General features: G+C 67.3%; 19 protein-coding genes. 8 read left to right on the forward strand and 11 right to left on the reverse strand.

The features are described from left to right. On the forward strand, positions 1–443 hold a 443-nt coding region (locus DM816_RS21940; protein WP_211588799.1), incomplete at its 5' end, for a response regulator. 299 nt (positions 444–742) lie between these two features. Here the strand turns inward: DM816_RS21940 and DM816_RS21950 are convergent. The 6 genes from DM816_RS21950 to DM816_RS21975 form a co-directional block, all read right to left on the reverse strand. Next, positions 743–1,771, reverse strand: coding sequence for a dihydrodipicolinate synthase family protein (locus tag DM816_RS21950; protein ID WP_117212218.1), 1,029 nt, complete (start codon positions 1,769–1,771; stop codon positions 743–745). Continuing rightward, a complete protein-coding gene (locus tag DM816_RS21955; RefSeq protein ID WP_117212219.1) occupies positions 1,771–2,778 on the reverse strand; it encodes an NAD-dependent epimerase/dehydratase family protein in 1,008 nt (335 codons plus the stop codon). Before DM816_RS21955 ends, DM816_RS21950 begins: the two co-directional genes overlap by 1 nt. A gap of 20 nt (positions 2,779–2,798) precedes the next feature. Next, complete coding sequence (locus DM816_RS21960) at positions 2,799–3,692, reverse strand: Gfo/Idh/MocA family protein (protein ID WP_211588800.1); 894 nt, start codon at positions 3,690–3,692, stop codon at positions 2,799–2,801. Positions 3,693–3,858: 166 nt separating this feature from the next. Continuing rightward, a complete protein-coding gene (locus DM816_RS21965) occupies positions 3,859–4,866 on the reverse strand; it encodes a TAXI family TRAP transporter solute-binding subunit (RefSeq protein ID WP_117212221.1) in 1,008 nt (335 codons plus the stop codon). After that, entirely contained in the window at positions 4,847–6,790 is a 1,944-nt protein-coding gene (locus DM816_RS21970; RefSeq protein WP_117212222.1) for a TRAP transporter permease, read from the reverse strand. Before DM816_RS21970 ends, DM816_RS21965 begins: the two co-directional genes overlap by 20 nt. Positions 6,791–6,823: 33 nt before the next feature. After that, positions 6,824–7,702, reverse strand: a complete 879-nt coding sequence (locus DM816_RS21975) for a DUF4265 domain-containing protein (protein ID WP_162907692.1) — start codon at positions 7,700–7,702, stop codon at positions 6,824–6,826. Positions 7,703–8,410: 708 nt separating this feature from the next. Here DM816_RS21975 and DM816_RS21980 point away from each other — a divergent pair. Continuing rightward, on the forward strand, positions 8,411–9,295 hold the full coding sequence (locus DM816_RS21980; RefSeq protein WP_162907693.1) for a hypothetical protein: 885 nt from the start codon (positions 8,411–8,413) through the stop codon (positions 9,293–9,295). Between the two features lie 10 nt (positions 9,296–9,305). Here DM816_RS21980 and DM816_RS21985 read toward each other — a convergent pair whose 3' ends face one another. From DM816_RS21985 to DM816_RS21995, 3 genes are read right to left on the reverse strand one after another with little or no spacing between them, the layout of a single operon-like run. After that, the gene (locus DM816_RS21985; RefSeq protein WP_117212225.1) at positions 9,306–10,091 is read right to left on the reverse strand and encodes a hypothetical protein; all 786 of its coding nucleotides are present in this window, start codon (positions 10,089–10,091) and stop codon (positions 9,306–9,308) included. A 2-nt stretch (positions 10,092–10,093) separates the two neighbouring features. Next, positions 10,094–12,208 carry a hypothetical protein gene (locus DM816_RS21990; protein WP_117212226.1) on the reverse strand — a complete coding sequence of 705 codons (2,115 nt, stop codon included), beginning with the start codon at positions 12,206–12,208 and terminating at the stop codon, positions 10,094–10,096. Beyond that, positions 12,205–12,966 carry a hypothetical protein gene (locus DM816_RS21995; RefSeq protein WP_117212241.1) on the reverse strand — a complete coding sequence of 254 codons (762 nt, stop codon included), beginning with the start codon at positions 12,964–12,966 and terminating at the stop codon, positions 12,205–12,207. The genes DM816_RS21990 and DM816_RS21995 overlap by 4 nt, the downstream gene beginning before the upstream one ends. 303 nt (positions 12,967–13,269) lie before the next feature. Between DM816_RS21995 and DM816_RS22000 the strand changes: the two genes are divergently transcribed. Beyond that, on the forward strand, positions 13,270–14,013 hold the full coding sequence (locus DM816_RS22000; RefSeq protein WP_246002109.1) for a Crp/Fnr family transcriptional regulator: 744 nt from the start codon (positions 13,270–13,272) through the stop codon (positions 14,011–14,013). A gap of 21 nt (positions 14,014–14,034) precedes the next feature. Here DM816_RS22000 and DM816_RS22005 read toward each other — a convergent pair whose 3' ends face one another. After that, positions 14,035–14,658 carry an ATP-binding cassette domain-containing protein gene (locus DM816_RS22005; protein ID WP_117212228.1) on the reverse strand — a complete coding sequence of 208 codons (624 nt, stop codon included), beginning with the start codon at positions 14,656–14,658 and terminating at the stop codon, positions 14,035–14,037. Between the two features lie 78 nt (positions 14,659–14,736). Next, entirely contained in the window at positions 14,737–16,062 is a 1,326-nt protein-coding gene (locus DM816_RS22010; RefSeq protein WP_162907694.1) for a carbohydrate binding domain-containing protein, read from the reverse strand. A 131-nt stretch (positions 16,063–16,193) separates the two neighbouring features. On the opposite strand from DM816_RS22010, the gene DM816_RS22015 reads away from it, so the two are divergent. From DM816_RS22015 to DM816_RS22035, 5 genes are all read left to right on the forward strand, one after another. Beyond that, entirely contained in the window at positions 16,194–17,597 is a 1,404-nt protein-coding gene (locus DM816_RS22015; RefSeq protein ID WP_117212230.1) for an extracellular solute-binding protein, read from the forward strand. Further along, entirely contained in the window at positions 17,587–18,444 is an 858-nt protein-coding gene (locus DM816_RS22020) for a carbohydrate ABC transporter permease (protein ID WP_211588801.1), read from the forward strand. The genes DM816_RS22015 and DM816_RS22020 overlap by 11 nt, the downstream gene beginning before the upstream one ends. Then, complete coding sequence (locus tag DM816_RS22025; protein ID WP_117212231.1) at positions 18,441–19,259, forward strand: carbohydrate ABC transporter permease; 819 nt, start codon at positions 18,441–18,443, stop codon at positions 19,257–19,259. Before DM816_RS22020 ends, DM816_RS22025 begins: the two co-directional genes overlap by 4 nt. A gap of 274 nt (positions 19,260–19,533) precedes the next feature. Continuing rightward, positions 19,534–20,568: an ABC transporter ATP-binding protein gene (locus DM816_RS22030; protein WP_117212232.1), complete on the forward strand. Its 1,035-nt coding sequence runs from the start codon at positions 19,534–19,536 to the stop codon at positions 20,566–20,568. Beyond that, positions 20,565–21,701 (forward strand): CehA/McbA family metallohydrolase, encoded by a 1,137-nt coding sequence (locus DM816_RS22035; protein ID WP_117212233.1) that lies wholly within the window; start codon positions 20,565–20,567, stop codon positions 21,699–21,701. Before DM816_RS22030 ends, DM816_RS22035 begins: the two co-directional genes overlap by 4 nt. Positions 21,702–21,751: the final 50 nt, after the last annotated feature.

Consider the following 21,751-nt stretch of genomic DNA (forward strand, 5'->3'; position numbering starts at 1 on the left):
TGGCCGACCGGCACGAGACGGTGCGCGTGGGGCTGGGCCTCGGGCGCAGCGCGGCCGAGGCGGAAAGCCTTGCCCGGCGGGCGCTTTCGCGGGCACGGCGGCTCGGGCCGGTCGCGGCCGTGCTGTCGTTCCGCGGGGACACCGATGTCGTGCTGGAATCGGAGCAGCCGCCCGCGCCGCGCAGGGGCGCGCCCAACATGGCGGTCATCGCGCAGCGCGTCGGCCTGTCCATTCCGACGTTGGAGCGGCTCAAGCAGGTGCGCCAGTCGGTGGGGTCGCAGCCGCTGACCACGCGCGAGGTGGCCGACCAGCTCGGCGTGCAGCAGCGCACGGCCCGCCGCATGCTGCACCGGCTGGAGCTCGCCGGCCTTGCCCAGCGCCTGGGCCACCTGAGCTCCGGCGAAAGCGGCCGCCCGCTCACCCTGTATCGCCTTACGCTCTAGCGGAACCCCTCGCACAGCCCCGCCCACAGCAAGATCCGGCATAACGCGGCCCGCCCCCGCTCCTGCAGCAACATCCCGGATAACGCACCCCGCACCCGCTCCCACAGCAACATCCCGGACAACGCAGCGCGTAAACGGTTTAACCACAGCAACATCCCGGATAACGCAGCCAACCGCATCGCCCACAGCAACATCCCGGACAACGCGCCGCGAATCCCCTCCCCCTCGTCGCCGGTCGATCATGAAGTTAACGTCACGACACGCCGCCGAACATGGACGTAAGTTCATGATCGGCGGGGTTAGGTGAGCCATCGGTCCAGATTGGACGCAACGAAGTCGTCGTCGGCCAGATGGGGGTAGGCCGCGCACACGCGATCGATCTCGGCCAGCTGGCCGGGCGAGAGTTCCTCGGCCGGGTCGAGACACCACCGCCCGGCGAGCAGTCCCTGCCGCCGCAACACCTCGTGAATGCCCGGGATGCACCCGTGGAAGGCGTGCGCGGCGTCGAAGATGGCCGCGTTCGCGTCGGTGAGGTGACCGTCCAGGGTGAGCAGCCGGCGCAGCACCTCGTCGTCGCCGCCCCGCGCGGCCCGTGCGTCGGCCAGCAGTTCGACCGCCCGGCGCGCCCACACCGCCCACTGCCCGAGCAACCCGCCCACGAACTCGACCTCAAGCATGCGCCCGTCGACCCGTACCCGGTGCGGCATCACGAGGTCCGCGAGGATGTGGTCGTCGTTGCCCGTGTACAACGCGAGGTCGCCCACCCGGCCCGCGCGCGCCACACCGTGCAACACGTCGAGGGTGCGGTATCGGTCGAATGGAGCCACCTTGATGCCCGCGACCGCGTCGAGCGAGGCGAGCCTGGTCCAGAAGTCGCGTGACAGCTCCCGCCCGCCCACCGCGGGCTGCAGGTAGAACCCGACGACCGGCAGCACCTCCCCCACCGCCCGCGCCCGTTCGATCAGCTCGTCCTCGTCGAGCCCGCGAACCGGGGGCAACAGCACAAGCCCGTATCCGTGCGATGCGGCCAGCTCGGCCTCGGCGACCGCCTGCCGCGTGGGCCCGTAAACCCCGGCCACCAACACCACTTCCCGCCCGGCCTCCTTCGCGGTCGAGGCGGCCAGCTCCAGCACGGGATCGAGCAGCCCCACGGCCGGGTCGTGGATCGCGAACTGTGTCGTGTGGACGCCGACGGCAAGCCCGCCCGCGCCCGCGTCGATGTAGTACCGGGTCAGCGCGCGCTGCCGACGCTCGTCGAGGCGCCGGTCTTCGGTGAGCGCCAAGGGATGCGCGGGGATCACGCAACCCTTGCGAAACGTGTCGAGCATCAGAACCTGCCGTCGCGCCGCTGGAAGTGGGTGGGCTTGCCCAGCAGCGGGAGTCCCGCGGCCACCCAGTCGGCGGTGAGCTCGATCAGCTCGGCGAGCGGCACATCAGGGTACCCGAAAAGTCCATGGCACAGTTGGGCGTTGGAGAGCAAGGCCGTCGGGGCCTCGGCACCGGTAAAGATCGGCTCTCGCCCGAGGTTGGCCGCCATCGCGAGCGCGGCCTGGCGCACGGACACGGTTTCGGGCCCGGTCACGTTGAGGACGAACGGCGGCACGCCGGTGTGGTGCAGCGCCCGCAGCGTGACCTCGTTGGCGTAACCCTGCCACACGATGTTGGCGTGCCCGGTGGTCAGGTCGATCGGGTCACCGGCCAGGACGGCGCGGGCGAGGTCGACCAGCACGCCGTAGCGCATCTCGACGGCGTAGTTGAGCCGGATCAGCGCCGTCGGGATCTCCAACGTGCTGGCGAAGTGCTCGAAGATGCGCTCACGCCCGAGGCAGGACATCGCGTACTCCCCCACGGGGTCGAGCGGTGTCCGCTCCGTGCAGCCTCCGCTGGTCACGGGGACGAGCGGGTAAACGTTGCCGGTCGACAGGGCGACGATGCGCGACCCCCTGTACCGTTCGGCGACCCGGCCAGGCAGGTATGCGTTCGTGGCCCACGTCGCGTGCTCCCGCCCCGAAGTGCCGAACTTGGCTCCCACCAGGAAGACCACGTTGGGCGCGTCGGGCAGCGCCGCAACGTCGGCCACGTCGGCGACGACCACGTGAGCGCCCTCGGCACGCAGCGCGTCGGCCAGGCCCGGCTCCGAGAAGCGGGACACCGCGATCACGCGAGCGGTCGACCCGGCCGCCGAAAGCCCGCGCAACGCCAGCCGCACCAGGCTCGGCCCGAGCTTGCCCCCCGCACCCAGCACCAGGATGTCGCCGTCGAGCTTGCCCAGGTCGTCGATCAGGGCCTGCCTTGGGCGCGACAGCCGCTCCTCCAGTTGTGCCAACGATTGCATGCCGTTCCTCCCACACCGATTTACGGCCCTGACCGTAACCTCTCGGTGCGCCGCGCGTCAATGAGCGTGGCCAGAACAGCACGCGTTTCGGCCCAGGGCACCGGGCTGGGCTCGCCCGAAACCATGCGCAGGAACGCCTCCACGGTCCCGCGATAGCCCAGCGCGGCGACCGGATCGTCCCCGGAGCGCAGCACCACCGACCGATCCCCGGCAACGACCTCGTACGCCTCGTCGTCGACCGCACCCAGCACCTCGACCACCCCGAGCGGGCCGTCCGCCCAGCGCAACGCCAGCACGGCCGTGTCCTCGGAACGAAGCGTCGGGTAGCGGTGCGTGGCCGTCGCGGCGCCGGCGACGCTGACGTGTGGACCGAAAAGCGCCACCAACAGCTCGACGCCGTGGATGCCCATGGTCACCAGCGTGCCGCCGCCCTGGTCCGGGTCGTCCTGCCACGGGTTGAGCCCCTCGGCCCACGGCCGCACCGAGTGGCGCACGGCGACCCGGGCGATCGACGCGTTGCCGGGTCTAAATTGGACAAACTGCGGGGCGAACCGCAGCACCGACGACGACAGCACTCGATGCGGAGCCTGTGCCACGACGGGTTCCAGCGCCGCGAGCTGAGCCGCGGTCGCCGCGGCCGGCTTGTTGACGAAACACGGCAGATCGCGGGCGAGCACCCGCTCCAGCGCGCCTGCCACCCGCGGCGTGGGCACGGTCAGCACCACACCACTGGGCCCCGCGTCCAGCAGAGTGGCCAGGTCTCCAAACACGAGCGCCGACGGATGCTCGGCGCGGAACCGCGCCAGCCGCTGCGGGTCCGGTTCCCACACCGCGAGCTCGGCGTGCTCCTGCAGGGTGAGGGCATCGGTATAGGGATGGCTCGTGGCGAGCCCGGCAAGAGCGATCAACACCATCCAGACGGTACCGGAGCGGCTCGGCCCATTCATTCCAGGAGATCAGCGGTGATCTCGTGGTCAAGCGGCCGCCCGCTGGGGCGCCTCGCGGTAGAGGTGGCCACGGCCTCGATCGTCCTCGGGAGAACGGGCGAGGGCGTGGCCACCAACGCCATCTGGGTTCGCTTTATGCGGGCGCGCCGAGCGTGTCGAGCGCCTTGGCCGAGCCACGATTGAGCGTGACGGGCGCGGTCTTGCGTGCCACGTCGAGCGTGATCCCGCGAGCCGCGCCGTTGGCCTTGACGAGGTCGTCCTTCTTGTCGAACAGCGCCTTGGTCAGCACGCACGCCAGGTTGGCGTCGATGTCGTCGCGCACCAGGAGCACATTGGGCACCACGATGGTCGGGATGTCGGCCGGCGTGCCGTAGGCCGCGGCCGGGATGGAGCCGGCCTCGTACACCGGATTGATTTTCTTCATCTCCGCCAGCAGCGGGGTGATGTCGATAAACTTCACCCGGTCCTTGGCCGTGGTCATCAGATCGGTGACGCCCGGCGTGGGCAGGCCACCGGAGAAGAACATGGCGTCGATGGAGCCGTCCTTCATGCCGTCGACGGTCTTGGTCAGGTCGAGCCGCTGCGCCGAGACATCCTTTTCGGGGTCGAGGCCGGCCGACTTGAGCAGGCGGTTGGCGATGACCTCGGTGCCCGACTTGGGCGAGCCGGTGGACACGCGCTTGCCCCTCATGTCGGCCACGCTGTTGATGCCGGCGTCGGCGCGCACGAGCACCTGCGTGGAGTTACTGTAGATCCGCGACAGCGCCTGCACCGGCTGCTTCTTGCCCGCGAACGCGTCCTTGCCCTCGACCGCGTCGGCGGCGGTGTCCGACAGCGAGAACGCCACCTGGTAGTCGCCCGCCACGAGCTGCTGGATATTTTGCACGGACGCACCGGTCTCGGCCGCCGTGGCCTTCACCTTGCCGCCGGTTGCCACCGAAATCTGCTGGGCGAAGGCGTTGCCGATGGCGAAGTAGACGCCCGTGTTGTTGCCGGTTGCGATGCTGACCCGGGTGTCCTTGTCGACCACGCAGTTGACCTGCGCGCCGGTGTCGGTCTGATCGGTGCTCTGCCTGCCGCCGCAGGCCGCGCCCGCAAGCAGCACGGCGAGCGCGACGACGCTAATGTGCAACGATTTCATGGGAATCTCCCTTGGTTTTGAACACAAACCCCACCACGGCGGCGACGGCGAGCAGGCCGGCGCCGACCGCGATGCTGATCGGATGCAGGTACAGGAGGAAAAGCCCGGCCAGTCCCGCCAGCACGCGGGTCGGCGTCCCGGCCCGGCCCACGCCGAACATCCAGCCGCCGGTGGCGACGGCAAGGGCGGCGACGGCTACGAACGCGACGGCTCCCACCCATAGCACGTCGGTCACGGCGCCGCGGCCGAGCAGTGACTCGCCTGGGCCGGTGGCCACAAACGCAAGCGGCACAAGGAATGCGGGCAGCGCGTAGCGCAGCGACTGCCACATGGTGGGGATGGCGCGCCCGCCGGTGATCGCCGACGCGGCGACGGAGGCGAGGGCGGTGGGCGGCGTAACCTCCGACAGCACGGAGAAGTAGAAGACGAACATGGCCGCGGCCGGGGCGGGCACGCCCAGGTCGAGCAGGGCCGGGCCGATGATGACCCAGCCGATGATGAAGGAAGCGGTGACGGGGACGGCCAGGCCGAGCAGGGCGAGGGCGACCGCGGCGAGAAGGGCGGTCAGCGCGAGCACGGCGGCCGGGTGGTCGGTGATCGCCTGTGCCGCGCTCACGAGCAGTGCGGCCACCTGTGAGCCGAGCCCGGTCTTGGTCGTGACCGCGGTGATGATGCCCGCGGCGGCGCAGATCGCGGCGACCGGAAGCACCTGGCGCACGCCCGAAGCGAGCGCGTCGAACACCGTCTTGGCGGTGGGCCAGCGGCGCTTGTCCAAAAACGACAGCACGAGGGCGAGGAGGGTGGCATAAACCACGGCTTTTACGGCCGACACGTCGAAGGCGAGCAGCACGACAATCGCGATGAGACTGCTGAAGTGGTACCCGAACCGCGCCAGCAGCCGCCAGGCCGACTGCGTTGACACCTCGACCGGCCGCACCCCGAACCGCCGCGCGTCGATTTCGACCGCGAGCAGGATGCCCAGGTAGTACAGCATGGTGGGAATCATCGCCCAGCCGAGCACGGTCAGGTACGACACGTTGAGATATTCGGCCACGATGAAAGCGGCGGCGCCCAGGGTGGGTGGTGACAGGATCGCGCCGACCCCGGAGGCCGCGAGCACACCGCCGGCCCGTTCGGCGGGATAGCCCGCGCGGCGCAGGATCGGCCACGTGACCGCGCCCGCGCCAATGGTCGTCGCAGCGCCCGAGCCCGACACGGTGCCGAGCAGAAACCCGGCCGCCACTGCGGTGCGCCCGGCTGCGCTGCGCGAGCGCCGGAACGCCGCAACCGACAGGTCCACAAAGAACTGCGCCGCTCCCGAAAGCTCAAGCACCGCACCATAGATCGTGAACAGCACGATGTAGGTGGCCGCCACATCGAGTGGGGTGCCATAGAACCCGCTGCCCGAGTTGTAGAACGCGTCGATCAGCTGGTCGAAGTCGAACCCGGCGTGCGCGATGGTCCACTGCTGCGGGAGCAGGCCGCCGTAGTATCCATAGGCGAGGAACAGCAGGCACACGATGGGCAGGGCCCATCCGGTGGTGCGCCGGCACGCCTCCAGCAGCAACAGCAGCAGGACGGCGCCCATGACCACGTCGAGCGGGTCCAGCAGCCCTTGACGGTCCAGGAAGCCGTCGTAGTCAAGCAGCGGATATGCGCACACCGCCAGCGCCAGCACGGCCAACCCGGCGTCCACAATGGGCAGTGCCCCGTACACGATAAAGACCAGGGGCAGCACCCCGGCCAGGAAAATCATCAGGTAAAACTGGCTCCCCGGCGACAGTGGAAAGAACACCTGCCACAGCACGAGCAGCGCCACCCCACACGCCACCACCGACACACCAATGTCCACGCGCGTAGGCAGTGCCCGCGCCGACTTCTCCGCAGGTTCATCCGTCAACGATGGCGTCGGCGAGGGGTCCATGATCGCACGATACCGCCTCACCATCCAAACGGGTCAAACGAATCTTGGCCAGACCGGTTCATCGGTCACGACCCGAGCCGGGCTGGCAATTGCCCGGCTCGCCTTACTTAACCGATCCTCGCCACACGTTGGTTCACCACATCTCTCGATGCGTTCGGAGGAGGCGTCACTACACTCCGTAAACGGAGGCTCGGCTCTATCACCGAGGCCCTGCTCCGCTATGTATGCCGCGACCCGTTCGGCCACAGTTGTGTTCTCACAATCGATGGCGAGCACACCCAGTGGCAACCATTCGAACAACGCGCCAAGCGCAGACAGCCGGCCTTTGATCGCCTCCAACTGATCCTCGTTTGTTTGTGTGAGCAAGAGCCGGAAGACCTCGCGCCGGGATGGCTTCACATTCCGGACCACATATCCGCCGCGGCCAACCTCAACCAGATCGCCGAGTGCCAGTTGCTTGGCGAAGAACGGAACACAGCAGATCTCGTACTGATATCTCGACACCATACGGGCCGCGAGTTTTTCCACCCGAAACTGTTCGGCGTCAATGTTTGCCAACACCGATGAGTCGGCGCGGTCGGCCCAGGCCGGATTTGGGTGTACCACCGCTTGAGTAACCAATTCGCCGGAAGCGTGGTCACCTGTTGAGAGCCCACGAAGACGGCGGTACATAGACCGAATTGGAAACTGACCTACAGCAATGGTCAGTCCCCAAAATAGCCACGGAAGGTAGGTCCGGCGGCCCTCGCTTGATAGCCCGCCTGTCGTCGCTGTCCTGTTCGGGTCCTCTTGATCCACATAGACCGTTAAGTGATCACCCACCCGCAACCCGGTGTAGCGCACGACTTGGTCGCCGAACCCACCATCACCCATCGTGGCAACAAAAGTCCTGCCATTGTTTTCGTACTTCACTACCAGCACTCGAAACCATCGAAGGCCGAAGAATAGGTGTTGGTTGTCAATAACGGTAGCCTCTGATGCGATTCCGACTCGAACTATGGAGCTCGTTCGATGCCTAAAGAGCAGGAGATCAACGACGCCGCATAAGGCCAAGGCGATCGCCAATACGGCACTCAACCTGCGGGTTCTCCCGCTAGCTCGCATGATCAGTCGACTCCAGCCGCAAGTTCGAGGAGGTTTCCGGCAGCACTAGACGCGAAGCTGCTGGCTATGTCCACGAACCCGGTCACGGCCATGACAGTCCCCTTCGGCACATATCTCTCCTTATGAGATAAGTGCAGATTGTGGGCCTCATCGTAACCAATCTCTCAGCTGTGAACCGTACCGTCTTGCCTAGACCGTAAAGAATCTCGCGCGTCGCAAGCGAGCCCAGGGCGAAGCTTTTGTCAAGCTTCTTCAGTCCGATCCCGCCGAGCAGAGCGTCAACACCTGTGGTGACAATCTTCAATATTCCCTCCTTCACCCTTCCGCGAGGTCTGCGCCCCCTCCGACGCTGTACGCCCATCCACACCACCCGACGAATACGACAACGCCACCTGCGGCGTCAACCCACCCGCCACCGGCGGCACCGAAAACGGACACCCGCAGTGTGACCGAGCCCACTCACACAACGGTTGCTCGACGAACGTCGATGGATAAGGGGTCGGTACAGTGTCGGTCGTGCTGGATGGCGTCGATGAGATTGCGTGGGAACGGCTGCATGGGGCCTACGGAGCGGTGGAGCGCATGCCCGAGTGCCTGCGGGCCTTGCGCAGCGACGATAAGGCGGTGCGGGACGAGGCACGCGATTATGTGTGGGATGCCGTCTATCACCAGGGCACCCGCTGGCAGGCCAGCGCTCCGACCGTGCCGTTCCTCATCGCGCTGATCGACGATCCGTCCATTCAGGACCGTCGCGCCATCGCGAGCGTGCTCGACGGTGCCGTGACCGGGGATCGCCGCGACGACGAACTCCCGTTCGACGCCGATAAGGCGTTCGCGGACGCTGACGGGCTCACCGAGGCCGGCGAGGCGCGTGTCATCGCAGCCGTCTACGGGGACGAGCCACTCGACGACGCGGACGAAGAGATTATTGAGCTGGGCGACATGGCCGCGGTCATGTGGGAGCGCAATGCGTGGCGGGCCGCTGCCGAGCGGGTGGACACCATCGCCGGCTGGGTCAACGACCCCGACTCGGAGGTGGCTGCCCGCGCCGCCGCGCTGCTGGCATGGTTGCCCGCCACGCCGCGATCGGTGGATGCGCTTCTGCAAGCGTCCGATCCTGCGGTGGTGGCGAGCACCAATCTGACTCTGGCCCACCTTCCAGACGCCGATCCGCGCATCGACAGGCACCTGCAACAACTGTCGGAGTCGGCCGATCGGGCTATAGCGGTGACCGCCGCCGTCGCGCTGGCTTATCGGCTCGGCGAGGCGATACCCGGTACCGCCCTGACGATCCTCATCGACGCCAAGGATGACCCGCAGCTCGCCGTCGGCATCACGGGCTGGAGCCGTCCCCTTCTCGGCTTTGTCTCCCTTGCGCTGCAGCGCCTCCGACTGAGCTGAGTGACGCTCTTCAGCCCAGACCCGCCTGCTTCCGGTACGCTTTCAAGGCCGCATCCAGGCTCTCCGCATACTCGTACAGGCCGATCCCGTTGAAGCTTTGCCTCGCCTTCTCCAGCATCTCGATGAGGCGCACCAGCTCGTCCTTCCGGCCCTGGGTCATCTCCTTGAAAACCTCTGCGAATTCCTTGTGCTCGGCGAGAAGAGCGGCGTGCCGAGCGTGCGGATCCTCCTGCAACGCGGCCATGATCGTCGACCATGCCTGGGTCCGCTCCTGGATGAGCTCGGCGCGACGCATCGCGAGATCGTGCTCGCTTTGCATCTCGACTCGCCGCCGCCAGAACGGTTGCATGGTCTCCCGTATGCGCCGGTCCGGCAGGACCAGCACCTCCGGCCGGCACGTCAACGTGACTGTCGCAGGCCCGAACTCCCAATCCCGGGCGGCCAGCATCGCGTTGAGTTTCTCCTCCAGCTGCTGCGCCCGGTGCGGCTCGTACTTGCGGGCCTCAGGCTCGATACGGAGTCTCAGGGTATGGATCGCGTCAGGCGTATACGTGTCGATCCATTCTTCGAACGTCTGGGCAGTGGTGTCCTTGCCGAACCAGGTGAGCGTCGGTCGTACTTGAAAGTCGAACGCGTCACCACTGGCCGGCACCGCGATCGGCGCCTGAAACCGGCACTCCGTCATGACTGGCGGGTCGGCCGATGCCGGCGACGGGTGTGACGCCAGCCAATCGGCAAGCAGCCTTCGCAGAATCCCCGGCCGGCCTGCGCCGGACGCGGTGTCGGTGGTGGGCATTGTCAATCCTCCAGTAGCTTGACGAGGTCGTTCAGCAACGGGTTGTCCGGCATCCTGTTGCGCCAGAAGTGCCGGACGTGGAAGATCGCCCGGGTGCGAACCGGCTTGAGCCGCAGCGCCAGGGTGAGGAGGTCTCGCAGCGTGTCCACCGTTTCCGGATCTCCCACGGCGCGGTCGATCCAGCGTTCCAGCGCGGACCAGGCGCGTCCCGCCGTCGCCGGATGGAGCAACGCGAACGGCCATAAGGCCGCATGTTCGTCGACGGGAATCTGCCCGATGTGGGTCAGCCACAGCAGGCTCGGTCGTACCGGCTGCCCGGCTTCGGACACGTCCACGTCCGCCAGCGGCACCAGACACCGGCCGGCCATGGTGCGCTGGTTCGCGTAGTCGGAACCCGCCCAGTCCATCAGCCGGTTCATCACGTCCACAGGTCTCGACCGGTAGATGCGCTCCACGCCGATCGGGATGACCGGGCTCAAGCGCTGCAGATCGTCACGCGCCGATGTCTCGAAGACCGACAACGCGTCGAGTGGATAATGCGTCAGGAACGTGTCCGTCGCGTACGTGCGCACGGCCGTGTCGCGCAGGTACGCGAACTCGCTGTTGATCCATTCCCGCAGGCGCGCATGGACCTGCTCGGCCAGCTTGCGCTGGCGTACCGCCATTTCGCAGGCCAGTGCGGCGGCAGCCCGCCGGGCCCGCTTATCGCTCGCCGCCCATCTCTGCAGCAGTTCCCCGTACACCTGACCGAAGTCATACCCGCACAGCAGCCCGGCGGCCGCGGCGGCAGGGAGTTCGTCGCCGCTGACGACAAGGTCGTCGAGCCACAGCAGCAGTGGGCGCCGGGCGCTGTCGAACTCGTGCCAGACCACGTCCAGGATGGTGCGGACCAGCCCGGGCTGGCGCAGCTGCGCGAGCCGCGCCGCGCCGGTCAAGTCGTCGTATCCGCCGGGCGACGACCGGACGCGCATGTCGCCGACCAGGGTGTTGAGGTCGTGTTCGAGCACCGTGCGCCCGAGGGGTCGCCGGCCCGCCTCCTCATCGATCCGCTTGAGCAGCGAATCGGTCGCCTCGAAGACACGTGTGAGCGGGTAGCCGTCGAATACGGCGAAGGCGATGCGGGCGGCTCGCTGGTGCTGAGCCAGGCGACGCAGCCGGTGCTCACCAACGCCCAGCCCATCGGCGTTCAACAGTGTGACCGCCTTGACCCGCAGCTCGCTCCAGTCGGCCAGCAAATCGATCGCCTCGGTATCGTGTGGCGTCTTTTCCGCGAACATCTCGGCGAAACGCACCGCGTCCGTCATCGTGCCCGCCGATAGGTGCGGCGCGTAGCGGTCGCGGCATTCGTCCACGTACCACTGCACGCATCCGCCGTCACACCCGCCACACTGCCCCACGCACACACCCCGGTCGCGCAGCCGGCGATCCAGCCATCTCAGGAATACCTGCTGAGCGCTTGGCGGGTCGTGCTCGACCAGGTATTCGGTGAGTTTGCGGTCGCGCGGGCCCATGGCGCCGATCAGGACGACGGAGCTTTCGTGCTTCCGGGCGAGCGTACTCAGCTGCGCGAGCTCCGACGGCTCCACGTCCATGGCGTCGGCGAGCTGCACGACGTGTCCGAAGCGTCGCCGCAACAGGTCCGGCTCGGCGAAGTACGAATGGAGCGGCTTGTCGTCCATCAACCACAGTTGCGTGATGCGGTCCGGCTCATGCATCGCGGCGAGCGCGACCAGCGCCGCGGTGAGACGCCCGCTGCCCGGCGGTCCGCTCTGATATGCCAACCGGTACCTGGCGATCTGTTCGGTGAGACGTCGCTGGGTCGACGTGGAGACATGGGTGTCGATCTGCTCCTGCACGACGGAATCATCGAGAGGCTGGTTGGTGAGTCGCCGCTCGGCACGCGCCGCAACCATGTGTATGTTGCCGATGGCGGTGGCTGCGGGCCCGAACGCGGACGGCCCGGGGAAGGCGCTGTCCGATATGCCATACGACCTGATCATGCTCGCCGGCAACGATCGCACGGTGTCGCGGGCGTCGTCCTCTGCGTCGCGGGTGATCAGGCCGTCGGGCTGTTGGAGCGACTGCTCGATATCGGCAACGGCCGTGGCGACGTTCATGCCTGTGCCCCGTCTGTCCCACCGAGATTGACCGTGCCGATGGCGGTGCCGTCCGGACCGAAGACCGCCGGACCATGTGTCGTGACTCCGTTGAACTGGTATGTCGGAGCGTCGCTGACTTGCGCCCGTTGGGTGGCCGGAACCGGCGCGATGGCGTCCGCTGTGGCCGATTCGGCCATGCTCGGGTTGTCGGCGCCTTCAGCCATGGTCAAGGTGCTGGCGTTTTCGTCCGGAACATAGATCCAAGCTGGCGCATTGAAATCCTTGACCTTCACGCGCACCGGCGCGAAGCGTTCTGGCCGCAACCCGCGGTATCCGTGCCGGACGACATCGCGGAAGATGCTTTCGGAGACGATGAGCGCGACCGAAGCGTTGCCGAACGTCTTCAGCGCATGGCGCAGCACATCGGCGTCCCGAAGCCGGCACACCTCGTTGACCGCGTCACCGGGGAACCCGTTCGCGCCGCCGAGATGAACGAGGCCTTGATGGATGGCCACGCGCAAGCGCACCTTCGCCTCGGGAAGCAACCCCCGGTTGTACTGCCGCAGAAGGCGGTCCAGCGCCGGGACGAGTTCGGCTACGACGGTTGGCTCAGACGCGTCCGGCGGCAGGATGCCCAGCTCGCCGTCGCCCGCCTGCTGCGTGGTCCAATCCCCCCGCCGAAGACCGACGGCTTCCACAGCCTGCGTCATCACCTCATGGAACGCTTGCTGCGCCCGGTACTGGCCGAGATTGTCCCGGCGACTGTATTGCTCCATGTCGACAGCCACCAGGACACAACGCTTCGGATGATCCGGTTCGAACACTGCGTACCGCCCCTTCTCGTTCGACGCCCACGACGGGCGACCGATGCCTAATTCCTTATAGCGAGGCTCGTGTCCCGGGATTCCGTACAAATATCGGATTTCATAAATCGACACTTCGGTCGAATCCGTACCACGATGTAGTCGCCTGCAGCGCGCCCGGTTCCAATGGGTAGGCGAGCGCGACCCGCGGCTCGGGTCTGTCGGCCTCGGCGGCGCTGTGGCAGGTTTGAAGCGAATATGGGGAAGGTGGACTCATTGACAAACGGCGTTGGCCAGGAGGTGGCCGTGTGGCCTCCCGGCACGTATCTGCACCGGCTGAGCCCGGCCGCGCGGGATCCGTTGCTCGGCCTCGGTTCGCGGCGTCGCGCCGCACCAGGCGACACCCTGCTGCATCAGGGTGTGCCGGAAAATCACGTCATCCTGCTCCATGCAGGGATCACCAAAGTGACGGTGCTGACCAGCGGCGGGAGCGAGTCGCTGTTGGCCATCCGAGTGACGGGAGACCTGCTCGGTGAGATGTCCGCGCTGAACGACCGCCCTCGCTCGGCGACCGTGACGGCGTGCACGGCCACCACATACAGCGTCATCCCCCGGGCGCACTTCCAGACCTACCTGGTGAAGTGGCCGGAAGCGGCGCTCGCCCTGGCAGGCGTGGTCGCCGACCGGCTCCGTTGGGCCAACGAGTTCCGGGTGGAGTTCACCGCGTACCCGGCTAAGGTTCGAATTGCGCGGGTGCTGAAGAAAATCGCCTTGGCGTATGGGCGCCGCACCCGGGCCGGCATCGAAATCGGATTCGAACTCACCCAGCTGGAGCTTGCGAGCCTGTGCGGCACCGCCGAGGTGACGGTGCAGAAGACACTTCGCGATCTGCGCCATGCGGGGCTGATCATCACCGGGTACCGCAGCATCACGGTGGTGGATCTCGACGGCTTGCGGCACGCGGCCAGGCTTCCGCCGTCGGCCGAGGGCGTGACTCCTCACCGCCGGCCGGAGCGATGAAGAGTGCCTAGCGCGGGTGGCCTACAGCCAGCCGCGGGATTCGGCGATGCGGGCCGCTTCGGCTGACGTCCGTGCGCCGGTTTTGCCGATCGCCGACGAGAGGTGGTTGCGGACGGTGCCTTCCGACAGGTGCAACCGCTGGGCGATGTCACGCACCGTCGCGCCGGTGGCGGCGACGAGGAGGACTTCGCGTTCGCGTTGGGTCAGCGTGCTGGAGCCCGCGGCAAGCGATTCGGCGGCCAGGCCCGGGTCGACCACGCGCAGCCAGTAGCTGGGCGTCACCAGCTCGGTGAGGCCGGTGCGCTCCAGCACCTGCCCTACCCGCCTATGCCTGCCGTGCAGGGCCGCGATCTCACCGACCGTCTCCGCAACGGTCAGATGGTCGCGCAGCGCGCCCGCCTGCAGCATCGCGCCCACCACACCCTCCACCACCGCCTCCCTCGGACCCCGCCCGAACACGCTCACCTGCCCGGCGTCCGGCTTGATGAGACCCAGCACCAGATCGATCGCCGTCGACTTGCCCGCCCCGTTCGGCCCGAGCAGGGCCACCACCTCGCCCGGCGCGATCACCAGGTCGATCCCGTCGACCGCGCGCACGTCGCCGTAGCGCTTGGCCAACCCGGCGAGATGCACCGCATATGTCATGCGTCCCAACGTAGACGCGCGGCCGGGCGCGAGACCCGGCCGCGAATCACGACTCTCCCATGACAAAAGTAATGGGCGTCAGACGTTCGGCCTACAGGTCGGGTTGCAGTGGTTGAGCAGGAGGCTGTCGAGCTGGTAGGTGAACGTGCCCTGCCCGGTCGGCGTGGTCACGCGCAGCCGCACCGACGCCGCGCTGGCCGGAGCCGTGGCCTGGAACGACCGCTCCTCCCACGTCGACAGGAGCCCGATGCTGCCGCTGGAACTCGTCGAAAGCAGCGTGCCGCCGGAGTTGTACCACCCCAGCTGCAACTGCGCGTTCTTCGACGCCGCGTCCGACCGCAGCCGGACGAAGAACTTGTAGGTCTGCCCGGCCGTCACCGGCGGGCGCCGGGTCACGCTCACAAACGGCTGGGCCGTCCCGTTCACGTTGACCTGCAAAGCTTTCCGGCCGTCGTAGTAGCGCGTGGTGGTGAGCGCCATCGATGACCCCGTCCCGGAGAAGCTGAACCCGGTCAGCGTGGCCGCCTCGATGGTCCGCTCCTGCGCCGTCAGCAAGTCATTGCTGAACCCGACGTCGCAACACGCCGGCGTGGTAAGCGCCGGGTGCCGGGCGATGTTGGCCGTGGTGGTCGAGGGCGCCGGGTCGATGTAGAACGATGCCGTGGTCTCGCTCGGGTCGTAATAGGTGTTGAAGTCCTGGTCGAGCATCCAGTAGTCCCACCAGCCATACATGTTGTCGGCGAAGTAGGCCTGCCCGTTCTCTGCCGACCAGGCGTGCCCGGCCCCGAACACGTGCAGCAGCTCATGTCCCGCCACACCGCTGTCCCACAGCTCAACAACCGCCGAGCACCACATCCCACCCGTTGTCGGGCACTGGATGGCGTCCGACTCCGACTCGAAATCGGTGAACACGAGATAGTAGCGGTTGCTGTCGTCAAATCCCGCGCCGTGCAGATCGGCACGAACAGTTCCCGACGACGTGAAGGGATTAGACCCGGATTCAATCTTTTCCGGTACCACCAGAGCCCGCGCGTAGTCGGCATAAGTCCCGTTGTCGGCCCAGCGGCAGCTCAGATTGATGTGCTGGTCGTAGTTGGTCGACTCGTCCAGCATCCAGTCGATCCGGTCGACGATGCGCGCGATCTGCTCGACCGAGGCCTCGTAGTTGTTGGCGTCCCCATCGTGCCAGGCGTAGATCACCTGCACGGCCGGGATGCTGCCGGTCGGCGCGATCGGGTTGGCCACCGTGGCGCAACCCCTCTTCGGCGGCGTTGCCGGTTGCGCGTACGGCAGGAACGGCTCGGTCCCCGTGCGGTGATGGGCGTAGGCGGGCGGGGTCGTGGCGAAAACCGTTGCCGCCGTTGCGACCGCGACCATCGCCACCCACGTTCGACTCTGCATCATGCCTGTCGATCAAACCGGCCCCGCACGCGCGGCGACAAGCCCTTCGAACACTCCCGGACAAGCCCGAACATCAACGTAGGTAGACACGTAGGTATAGACATACCCACACCGATCATGCCATGGTCGCACCTATGACCATCGGCAGGTTCGTGGCCGGGGCAGCGCTGCTCGCCGTCACCATGGCGACCACCGGCTGCCTTGGCAAAGACTCCCCCACCGACAGCGGCCAAAACGCCGACGCCAAGGAGTTCTCGCTGACGATCGCGGCCAACTCGATCTCAGGCGGCAAGAACGCGGCGGGCGCCGACTGGATCGAAAAATATGTGATCCCCAAGTTCATCGAGGACCAGCGGGCCAAGGGCCGCACCGCGAAGGTGACGTTCCAGCCGTCCGGCGCGTCCGACGAGGACTACAAGAGCAAGATCGCACTCGACCTGCGCTCCGGTTCGGGCGCCGACATCTACTCCATCGACGGCATCTGGGTGGGCGAGTTCGCCGACGCCGGATACATCAAGCCGCTCGACGACGTGGTCGGCAAGGACAAGGTCGACGCCTGGGACGGCTGGAAGCAGATCCCGCCGTCGGTGCAGGGCAACATGTCCTACGAGGGCAAGCGTTTCGGCGTCCCGTCGGGCACCGACGGGCGCGTCATCTACTTCAACAAAAAGCTGTTCGCCGACGCGGGCCTGCCCACCACCTGGCAGCCCACCTCATGGGACGACATCATCTCGGCCGCGCAGACCATCAAGTCCAGGCTGCCCGGGGTGACGCCGATCCAGCTCAACGCCGGCACGGCCATGGGCGAGGCGACCACCATGCAGGGCGCGCTGCCGCTGCTGGTCGGCGCCGGGCAGGAGATCTGGTCCGGCGGCAAGTGGCAGGGCAACACCCAGGCCGTGCGCGACATGCTCGGGCTCTACGAGCGGGTCTACTCCGCCGGGCTGGGCGACAACGTGCTGCAGCAGGACGCGAAGGGCCGCGACAAGTCTTTCCAGGCGTTCGCCGAGGGCCGGATGGCCATCCTGCTTGAGGGGGACTACTTCTGGCGCGGCGTGGTCGAGCCGCAGAAGGGCATCGCGAAGATGGCCGACCGCAACGACAAGGTCGGGTACGCGAAAATCCCGGCGATCCGGCCCAGCGCGGGCATCCGCGGGCAGAGCTTCGTCTCGATGTCGGGCGGCGGCGGGCACGTGCTCAACCCGGCCTCGAAGTTCAAGCAGCAGGCCTGGGAGCTGCTGCAATTCATGAACGGCAAGGACGCGACCGTCGCGCAGCTCGCTGGGGCGGCCCGGATCACGCAGCGGCAGGACGTCAACAACGAGGTGCTCGCCGGCGACCCGATGCTGTCGTTCGTGGCCAAGGAGGTGCTGCCGCTGACCGCCTACCGGCCCGGATTCGCCGTGTACCCGCGCGTCTCGCAGGCCCTGCAACAGGCCACCTTGGACGTCGTGGGCGGCACGAAGACGGCCGACGCGGCGGCGGCATACGCCAAGGCCGTGGAGACCATCGTCGGGGCGGACAAAGTTGCCAATTGACCGACTCAGGGCGGCGGCGTTCGTCGCGCCGGCGCTGTTCATGATTGGGGTGTTCCTGGTCTTCCCCGGCCTGTGGACCCTCTACATCGGAGCGACGAACTTCCGGCTCACAGGCGTCTCGGCCCGCGAGCCGGACTTCGTCGGGCTGGACAACTTCGAGCGGGCGCTGACCGACCAGACGTTCTACCACTCGCTGTGGCTCACGCTCATCTTCGTGTTCGGGTCCGCGGTCGTCGGGCAGAACGGGCTCGGGTTCACGCTCGCATGGGCGCTGCGCGACGCGCGCAAATGGATCCGGCGGACGCTTGAGGCGCTCGTGCTGCTGGCGTGGATCCTGCCCAGCTCGGTGGTCGCGTTCCTGTGGATCGCGATGCTCGACCGCGACGGCGGCACGATCAACGCGCTGCTCGGTACCGTGCCGGGGATCGCGTGGACGGTGGAATACCCGTTGTTGTCCATCATCGTGTTCAACATTTGGCGCGGCACGGCGTTCTCGATGATGCTGTATTCCGCCGCGCTGTCGTCGATTCCACCGTCGCATTTGGAGACCGCACGGCTGGCCGGGTCGAGCGGCACGCAGACGCTGCGCGATGTGGTCTTCCCGCACATCAAACGGCACGCGCTGACCAACACGCTGCTCATCACCCTCTGGACGTTCAACGACTTCACGCCGTTTCTCATCACCGCGAGCGACTACGACGCCGAAATCATCGCCACGTTCATCTACAACAAGGCCATCGTGGGCGGCGAGATGGGCTACTCGGGGGCGATCAGTCTGCTGGTCTTGTTGATGAACCTGTTGCTGGCGCTGGTCTATCTGCGCGTCGCCCGGCGGAGGCTCGCATGATGCTTGTGGTCAAGCGCATCCTGACGTATGTGGTGATGGGTGTGGGCACGGCGTTCTTCGCGCTGCCGGTGCTGTGGCTGCTGTCCGCGCCGCTGGACGACACGCCCACCTATGCGGTCCGGCCGCCGCGCACGTTCAGTTTGGACAATTTCGCGTCCATCATGGACAACCGCTATGCCGTGGCATCACTGGTGAATTCCACCATCCTGTCGCTGGGCACGATGGTGCTCGTGGTGAGCGCGGCAGCCCTTGCGGCGTATGCGCTTTCCCGGGCGCGTGTGCCGGGGCGCGACGCGCTCATCTATCTGCTCCTCCTGCTGTCGTCGGTCGTCACCGGTACCGCGGCAATGGTTCCGATTTTTCTCCTCATCTTTCAGCTGGGGCTCATCGACTCACACTTCGGCGTGATTCTGGTGCTGACCGGCGGGCTGCTCCCGGCGGCGATCTTCCTGCTGAAGGACTTCATCGACACGATCCCACCGTCCTTTGAGGAGTCGGCACGGGTGTTCGGCGCGAGTCCGCTGCAGATTCTGCGCCAGATCGTGGTGCCGGTGGCGCGGCCGGGCCTGGCGACCATCGCGGTGTGGACCGTGGTGCAGGTGTGGGGAAGCTTCCTGACACCGTTCATCCTGCTGCGCGACCCCGACAAGCAGCCCGCGGCGGTGCTCGTGCGCACGTTCTACACCGAGGGCGGATCACCCAACCTCGGGCTGATCGCGGCGTTCTCGCTGCTCTACTCGATTCCGGTGGTGCTGATGTATCTGCTCGCGTGGAGCCGCTACGGCTTCCGGTTCCACGGTGGGATAAAGACTTGAGGTATCAAGTTCTGGTGACGCCTGCGACACCCGTGGGCGCCGGTTTCTCAGACGACGTTCGCCGTCTGAAGGGCAGGCCCTGCGCTGAGCAGCGCGCCATCCAGGCCCGGCTTCTGTGCCACATTCCTTCCCGGTCGCTCGGCCGAACCGGCAGCCGATCTTGTCGGGTTCGCTCTGTGCGCCTTTGGACCAGACCACTGCAGCATATCGAAACTCAGGAGGGAGGACGCGTGGAGTTGCTTGTGTCACAAGACAAGCAAGCCACGCGACGCTGATGGCCGGGATCGAGATTTCCGCACTGACCAAGGAGTTTCCCGGTGGCGTGCAGGCGCTCAACGGGCTGGACCTGTCCATTGCCGACGGTGAGTTCTTCGCGCTGCTCGGGCCGAGCGGGTGCGGCAAGACGACGCTGTTGCGCACCATCGCCGGGTTGGAAACGCCGACAAGCGGATCGGTGCGCATCGGCGACCGCGACGTCACACGGCTGCCGCCCGGAGCACGCAACGTCGCGATGGTTTTCCAGGATTACGCACTGTTCCCCCACATGACCATCGAGGACAATATCGCGTACCCGCTGAAAATCCGCCGCCAGGCCAGGGAGACTCGCCTCAAGCACGCACACGACGTCGGCTCGCAGTTGGGATTGGACGGTCTGATGCGGCGCCGCCCGGCCGAGCTGAGCGGCGGGCAGCAGCAGCGGGTCGCGCTGGCGCGGGCGGTGGCGTGCCATCCGTCGGCGTTCCTGTTCGACGAACCGTTGTCCAATCTGGACGCCCGGCTGCGCCTGGAGGCGCGCACGTTCTTGAAGCGGCTGCAGCGCCAGCTCGGCGTGACGACCGTGTTCGTGACGCACGACCAGGCCGAGGCGCTCGCGCTGGCCGACCGGATCGCCGTGATGGAGGCCGGGCGCATCCGGCAGATCGGCACGCCACGCGAGGTGTTCGGGCGTCCGGCCAACACGTTCGTGGCCGGCTTCATCGGCTCGACTCCGATGAACCTGCTGCCCGGCGTCGTGCGGGACGGAGCGGTGCTCGTTGCCGCGCAACAGCTTTCCGTGCTCGACGTGCCCGACGGGGAGGTGGTGGTCGGGGTCCGGCCCGAATACGTGGCCGTCACCGAGAACGGGCCTCTGGCTGGCGCGGTGGCCACCGTGGAGAATCTGGGCACGTCCTCGCTCGTGACCGTGGACGTGGACGGCCTGTCGATCGGGGCGGTCGTGCCCGAGGACCGCGAGGTCGAGCCGGGCACGCGCGTCGCACTCAACCCGACCCGCGTGCTGGTGTACCGCGACGGGGAGCTGGTCTCGTGAGGCATCTGTGGCGTCCCGATGATCGCGCGTCCAGTCGCTACCACTACGTGCCCATCCCCGGGTCGGAGTTCCGCGTTGAGCTCGACTACGACCGGTCGGCAGGCGTCATCGACCTCGGCCTGTTCGACGCGGCGGGCCGGTTCCACGGCTACTCGGGCGGGGCGCGCGACTCGTTCACCGTGACTTCCGATTGGGCGACGCCGGGCTACCTGCCGGGGCCGGTTGACGGGGCCGTGCTTTTCCTCGGGCTGCACCGGATTCCGCCATCGGGCCTGCTCTGTTCGCTGTCGGTCGGTGCACCTGTCGTCGAGCCGACGCCACCGGCCCCGCCCGTCCCACCGAGACCGCCGCGCCGGGCGGATGTGCCCGAGGGTTGGCATGTGGGCGACCTGCACGCCCACACGGTCCACTCCGACGGCGTGCTGACCGTCGATGAGCTCGCGGCGCTGGCCGTCTCGGCGGGGCTCGATTTCCTTGCGGTCACCGACCACAACACCGTGTCGCACCACGCGCTTCTCGGGCCGGCTTCTCGGCGCTACGGCGTCACCCTGATCCCCGGTCAGGAGGTGACCACGGATCTGGGCCATGCCAACGCCTTCGGCGACATCGGCTGGGTGGACTTCCGCCGGCCACCCGACATGTGGGCGCCCACCGGCCTGCTGTCCATCAACCATCCGCTCGCCGCCGACTACGCCTGGCGGCACCCGTTGCGGACCAGGCCTGCGCTGGCCGAGATCTGGCACTCCGGCTGGTGGGACCGCACGTGGTCGGCCCCATTGGCGTGGCTGCTCGCGTGGTCGCGCGACACCGTCCCGATTGGAGGGTCCGACTTCCACCGCCCGTCCGACGATCGGCTCGGACACCCGACGACGTGGGTGCGCGCCGAATCGCCGTCCGGCCCCGACATCCTGGCCGGGCTCGAGGCGGGCCGCACGGCCATCAGCGAGTCCCCCGACGGCCCGCTCCTGCTGCGCTCCGATGATGGCCTGCTCGCGCTGGGCGCCGACGGACTCCTGCTCACCGACTTCACCGGACAGCGCAGGCCCGTGCGGGGCGACCGCTTCGAGGCGCGGGCGCCGGATGGTGTCGCCTGGCTCGAAGACCACCGCACACAGGTCATGGCGATCGGTTAGTCCCGCGATCGGAATATTCCGGGAACCAGCCAGCCATCCGGTGACGCTGT

It is taken from the genome of Allorhizocola rhizosphaerae (genome assembly GCF_003426775.1).
In the GTDB taxonomy this organism is placed as follows: Bacteria; Actinomycetota; Actinomycetes; order Mycobacteriales; family Micromonosporaceae; genus Allorhizocola; species Allorhizocola rhizosphaerae.